The 5647-nt window shown below is 67.5% G+C and carries 7 protein-coding genes; 2 read left to right on the forward strand and 5 right to left on the reverse strand.

Annotated features, from left to right (window positions below):
* Positions 1-586, forward strand: a 586-nt coding sequence (locus tag OOT08_RS09455) for a low molecular weight protein-tyrosine-phosphatase (protein ID WP_325092399.1), incomplete at its 5' end; no start/stop codon positions are given.
* Complete coding sequence (gene purB, locus OOT08_RS09460) at positions 583-1971, forward strand: adenylosuccinate lyase (protein ID WP_325092400.1); 1389 nt, start codon at positions 583-585, stop codon at positions 1969-1971. The genes OOT08_RS09455 and purB, both read left to right, overlap by 4 nt.
* Positions 1972-2039: 68 nt before the next feature.
* Here purB and OOT08_RS09465 read toward each other — a convergent pair whose 3' ends face one another.
* The 5 genes from OOT08_RS09465 to rpsR form a co-directional block, all read right to left on the reverse strand.
* Complete coding sequence (locus OOT08_RS09465) at positions 2040-2291, reverse strand: ABC transporter ATP-binding protein (protein ID WP_325092401.1); 252 nt, start codon at positions 2289-2291, stop codon at positions 2040-2042.
* On the reverse strand, positions 2288-2869 hold the full coding sequence (locus OOT08_RS09470) for a hypothetical protein (protein WP_325092402.1): 582 nt from the start codon (positions 2867-2869) through the stop codon (positions 2288-2290). Before OOT08_RS09470 ends, OOT08_RS09465 begins: the two co-directional genes overlap by 4 nt.
* 118 nt (positions 2870-2987) lie before the next feature.
* Positions 2988-4367: a replicative DNA helicase gene (dnaB, locus tag OOT08_RS09475; protein ID WP_325092403.1), complete on the reverse strand. Its 1380-nt coding sequence runs from the start codon at positions 4365-4367 to the stop codon at positions 2988-2990.
* 417 nt (positions 4368-4784) lie between these two features.
* Complete coding sequence (gene rplI, locus OOT08_RS09480) at positions 4785-5234, reverse strand: 50S ribosomal protein L9 (protein WP_325092404.1); 450 nt, start codon at positions 5232-5234, stop codon at positions 4785-4787.
* 14 nt (positions 5235-5248) lie between these two features.
* Positions 5249-5509 (reverse strand): 30S ribosomal protein S18, encoded by a 261-nt coding sequence (gene rpsR / locus OOT08_RS09485; RefSeq protein WP_325092405.1) that lies wholly within the window; start codon positions 5507-5509, stop codon positions 5249-5251.
* Positions 5510-5647: the final 138 nt, after the last annotated feature.

The raw sequence follows: 5647 nt of genomic DNA on the forward strand, positions 1-5647 counted from the left end.
CGTTGCCTGCTCGTTGGCTCCCGCTCACCCGGAGTTCGCCCCGATGGGGGACAATGGGCGGGTGAGCACCCCCGCGACCCCGCCGCAGACCTTCCGCGTCTGCTTCGTGTGCACGGGGAACATCTGCCGCTCACCGATGGCCGAGATCGTCTTCCGCGAGCTGGCCACCCGCCGCGGCTTCGGCAGCCTCGTCACCGTCACCTCGCGCGGCACGGGCGACTGGCACGTCGGCGAACCCGCCGATCCCCGCACCGTGGCCGCACTCGATGCCGCGGGCTTCGACGGCCGGGAGCACCGGGCCGCGCAGTTCCAGCGCGCCGACTTCGCCGCGAATGACCTCATCGTTGCCCTCGACCAGGGGCACCTGCGCTCGCTCCGCTCCCTCGCCGTGGAGCAGTCTGAGCGCGATACAGTTGAGATGCTTCTCGGCTTTTTGCCGGGCTCGGGCGCCGACCTCGACGTGCCGGACCCGTACTACGGAGAACCGAGTGATTTCGCCCGCGTGCTCGACACCGTCACCCGCGGGTGCACGGCCCTGCTGAACCACCTCACCCCAGTCCTCACCCACGGAGATCCCCGCTCATGAGCAACTTGCCCGTCCAGCCCCTCAGCCCCCTCGACGGACGCTACCGCGCCGCCGTTTCCGAGCTCGGGGACCACCTCTCCGAGGCCGGCCTGAACCGTGCCCGCGTGCACGTCGAAATCGAGTGGCTGATCGCCCTGACGAGCCAGTCGCTGCTCGGTTCCAGCCCCCTCACCGACGAGCAGACCGTTTCCCTGCGCGCCTTCGCCCGCGACTTCGGCCAGGCCGAGGTGGATGCCCTCGCGGAGAAGGAGGCCGTGACCCTGCACGACGTGAAGGCCGTGGAGTACCTCGTGCGCGACGCGCTCGCGGCGCGCGACCTGGACGCGATCGCCGAGCTCACGCACGTGTGCTGCACGAGCGAGGACATCAACAACCTGTCCTACGCGATCACGGTCCGCGACGCCGTGCAGCAGGTGTGGCTGCCGAAGCTGCGCACGGTGATCGCCGCGATCGCCGAGCAGGCGGAGCGCTACCGCGACCTGCCGATGCTCTCGCGCACCCACGGCCAGCCCGCGACCCCGACCACGCTGGGCAAGGAGCTCGCCGTGTTCGTGCACCGCCTGAACCGCCAGGTCCGTCAGATTGAGGCCGTCGAGTACCTCGGCAAGTTCTCGGGAGCAACCGGCACCTTCGCCGCGCACCTGTCCGCCGACCCCGAGGTGGACTGGCTCGCCGTGTCCGAGGGCTTCGTCACCGGGCTCGGTCTGGACTTCAACCCCGTCACGACGCAGATCGAGTCGCACGACTGGCAGGCCGAGCTGTACAGCCGGGTCGCGCACACGAACCGGATCCTGCACAACCTGGCGACCGACATCTGGACCTACATCTCGATCGGCTACTTCCGCCAGATCCCGGTGCCCGGCGCGACCGGCTCCTCCACGATGCCGCACAAGGTCAACCCGATCCGCTTCGAGAACGCCGAGGCCAACCTGGAGCTGTCCAACGCGATCCTCGAGTCGCTCGCGCAGACCCTGGTCACGAGCCGCCTGCAGCGCGACCTCACGGATTCCTCGGCCCAGCGCAACATCGGCGTGGGCTTCGGTCACTCTCAGCTCGCGCTCGACAACATCCTGAAGGGGCTCGGCCAGATTGACGCCGCCCCGGAGGTGCTGGCCGCGGACCTCGACGGCAACTGGGAGGTCCTCGGCGAGGCGATCCAGACCGTCATCCGCGCCGAGGTCACGGCCGGGCGTTCCACGATCACCGACCCCTACGCGGCCCTCAAGGAGCTCACCCGCGGCCGCCGCATTGGGCAGGCCGAGCTGATCGAGTTCGTCGAGGCGCTCGAGATCGGCGACGCCGCGAAGGCCCGCCTGCTGGCGCTGACCCCGGCCACCTACATCGGCCTGGCCCCCGAGCTGCTCGACCGCGTCGCCCAGGCCTAGCCGCCCACCCACCACACGAGAAACGGCCCGTCCCCGGGAGGGGGCGGGCCGTTTCTGTGTGTTGTGGCTTAGCGGTGCGGGACGTGCTCGCTGGCGCCGATGTCGCGGGAGTTCGGGATGATGTTGCGGCTGAGGAAGGCCATGAGGGCCAGGCCGACCACGAAGACGATGCCGACGGCGATCAGGGTCAGCACCCAGTCACGCGTGCTGATGATCAGCACGATGCCGGCGAAGACGGCCATCAGGGCGGATCCGGTCAGCAGCTCCTTGGGGGTGAGCTTGCTGGGCTTCTGCGGGGTGTTCGAGGGGGAAGACGTCATGACGATGATCCTCTGCTGCTCGTGGGCTGAGTGGCGCGGTCGAAGGATGCGATCGCGAGGAAGACTCCGGCGAGCATGCAGTAGCCGCCGAAGAAGCCGATGACGCCGATGGCGTCACCGGGAACGAAGAGCGTCAGCACGCCCAGCAGCGCCAGCATGGCAGCCTGCAGCGTGGCGTCGCGGCCGCGCGAAGCGGCAGCGGTCCGGCTCGCGAAGAAGATCGTGACGGCGCTGAGCACCGCCCAGATCCCGATGACGAGGCTGAGCAGTTGCACCTGGGTGACGGCCCCGCTCAGGGCGAGCACCCCCACGACGGCGCCGAGCAGCGCGAGCAGGCGGCTGCCGGGGAGCCGGCGCTCAGCGGGGCTCAGCGCCCAGAGGGCGAGGATGGCCACCGCCCACAGCACGCCGAAGACACCAAACACGACGGCCGCGAAGCCGATCGTGTGCAGCTGCGGGGTGAAGGTAATCAGGATGCCGAAGACCAGGAGAATTCCCGCCCGAATGAGGCCGGGACCGTCGACGGTCGTCGCAGTGCGTTCCGTGCCGAACTCGGCAACTCCCATGTCGGTGTCCACTCTCTCTTCAGGGTCCTTGTCCCAGTCTAACCCCCGTTTTCCGCGGTTGCTGGGCTTCGTCTGATGGGGCCGCTCCGGGCGGTGAGGCCCCGGGCGGGCCTCGGCAGCGGCGTCGGCGCTACATCCCGGCGGGCATGTCCTGGAAGCGGCTGAAGTGGCCCTGGAAGCTCACGGTCACGGTGCCGGTCGGGCCATTTCGCTGCTTCGCGAGAATAAAGTCGGCCTCACCCGCGCGGGGGTTGTCCTTCTCGTAGCTGCTCTCGCGGTGCAGCAGAATCACCATATCGGCGTCCTGCTCCAGCGAGCCGGACTCGCGCAGGTCGCTGATCGCGGGCATCTTGTCGGCTCGTTGCTCGGAGGCACGGTTCAGCTGCGACAGCGCTACCACGGGAACCTCGAGCTCCTTCGACAGCAGCTTGAGCGCACGCGAGAACTCACTGACCTCCTGCTGACGGCTCTCGACCTTTTTTCCGCTCGACAGCAGTTGCAGGTAGTCGATGACGACCATCTTGAGGTTGTGGCGCTGCTTGAGCCGACGGCACTTCGCACGGATCTCAACCAGGGTGAGGTTGGGGCTGTCGTCGATGAACAGGGGGGCGTCGTTGACCCGGGCGGTCGTCGAGGCCATTTTGGCCCAGTCCCGCTGGTCCAGCGTGCCCTTGCGCATGCTCTGCAGCGGGATCGAGGCCTCGGCCGAGAGCAGACGCATCGCGATCTCGGCGCGCCCCATTTCCAGGGAGAAGAAGACGGTGGCCTGCCCGTGCCCGACCGAGGCCGCGCGGGCGATATCGAGCGCGAGCGTCGACTTTCCCATCGCCGGTCGGGCGGCGACGATGATCATCTGCCCGGCGCCAAAGCCGTTGGTGAGCGCGTCGAGCTCGCTGAAGCCCGTCGGCACCCCGAGCATTCCGTCGCCCAGCCCCTCGGCCTTCTGGATCTCTTCCACGGCCGCGTCAACGGCCTCGGAGAGGGCGACGTAGTCGTCGGTCGTGTTCGCGCCCGTGACGCCGTAGATCTCCGCCTGGGCGTTGTTCACGAGGTCCACCGCCTCGCCCTCGCCGGCGTATCCCATCTGCACGATTCGGGTGCCCGCCTCCACGAGGCGACGGAGCAGCGCCCGCTCGGCGACGATCTCGGCGTAGAAACCCGCGTTGGCCGCGGTGGGCACGATGCTCGTGATCGTGTGCAGGTACTCCGCGCCACCCCCGCGCTGCAGGTCGCCGGTCTTCGTCAGCTGGTCCGTGACCGTGATGACGTCCGTGGGCTCACCCTGCGAGTACAGCGAGAGGATCGCCTCATAGATGACCTCGTGCTTGGGCACGTAAAAGTCTGGTCCGCGCAGCAGGCCCGTCACATCCGCGGTGGCGTCCTTGCTCAGCAGCATGCCGCCCAGGACGCTCTGCTCGGCGAGCAGATCGTGCGGCGGGGTGCGCTCAGAGCCGTAGCCGCCGCGCTCGTCCGCGGGGGGTTCGGCCATCCCGAGATGGGCAATGGACACTGGTGCCTCCTTCGTGCGATGGACCGGTCACATCCGTTGTGCTGGATGATAAACACGGACCACCGACATAACGTTATGCCGCGATGGGCACTGCGGCAAATGTGCCTGTGGATAACTCTGTGGAGGAACCGGGGGAAACTCCGGCGAGTTATCCACATTGTGGGGGTAACCCTGTGGGAAAGTTTTTGCCCGACAGGATATATTGCCACCTGACCTGGGTTTTAGAGTTTCCACATCTGTGGGAAAACCCCCGGCTCAAGTTGCGGTTGAGGCTTCCCGCGCGCGGTGCGCTGTGGAGAAGTTTCGAACATCTGTCCGCCTGTTGCGGGCCAGCCATTCGAAAACCCGGGCGTTTCCGGCCCGGAAAACACAAATGCGGTGGGGCGCTTTCGCACCCCACCGCATCCGCGTTTGCGACTAGCGCTGTGCGATCACCTGGAGGGTCACCGTTGCGGTGACCTCGTCGGAGATGCCAACGCTGGCCTTGTACTCACCCGTCGACTTAATCGAGGGGAGCTGGACCTTGCGCTTGTCGATCTGGCCGATGCCGGCGGTCGCAACCGCGGCCGCGACGTCGGCGGGCTTGATCGAACCGAAGAGGCGGCCACCGGTGCCGGTCTTCGCCGTGAGACGGATCTTGCCCGCCTCCAGCTTCGCCTTGAGGTCGCGTGCCTCTTCGATCGTTGCGAGCTCACGAGCCGCGCGAGCGGCCTTGATCTGCGCAACCTGAGCCTCGCCACCGCGAGTCCAGTGGAGGGCGTAGCCCTGGGGGACCAGGAAGTTACGTGCGTAACCGTTCCGGACCTCGAGGACGTCGCCTGCAACACCGAGGCCGGAGACCTCGTTCGTCAGAATAACCTTTGCCATGATGTGGTTTCTCCCTATCGTCCGGAACCGGCGTAGGGGAGCAGTGCCATCTCGCGGGCGTTCTTCACGGCCTTCGCGATCAGTCGCTGCTCCTGAACCGACACGCCGGTGATCCGACGCGCGCGGATCTTCCCGCGCTCAGAAATGAACTTGCGCAGCGTCGCGACATCCTTGTAGTCGATGACGCCAACGGTGATGGACTTTGCGGGGGCGACGACCTTCGCGCCCTTCCCCCGGCCCGGCTTGCGGGCCGCGCCGCTTGACTTTCCAGCCATGATTCTCAAACTCTCTGTCGTGCCGACCCGCGTGAGCGGGCACAGCGGGTATTAGAAGGGCGCCTCGGCGTCGTCGAAGCTCGTGCCGGGCGTTGCCCAGCCGTCGCCTGCCGCGGGGCTCTGGCCCCAGGGCTCGGC

Source organism: Leucobacter sp. M11, assembly GCF_035726885.1.
Taxonomy (GTDB): domain Bacteria; phylum Actinomycetota; class Actinomycetes; order Actinomycetales; family Microbacteriaceae; genus JAPFRB01.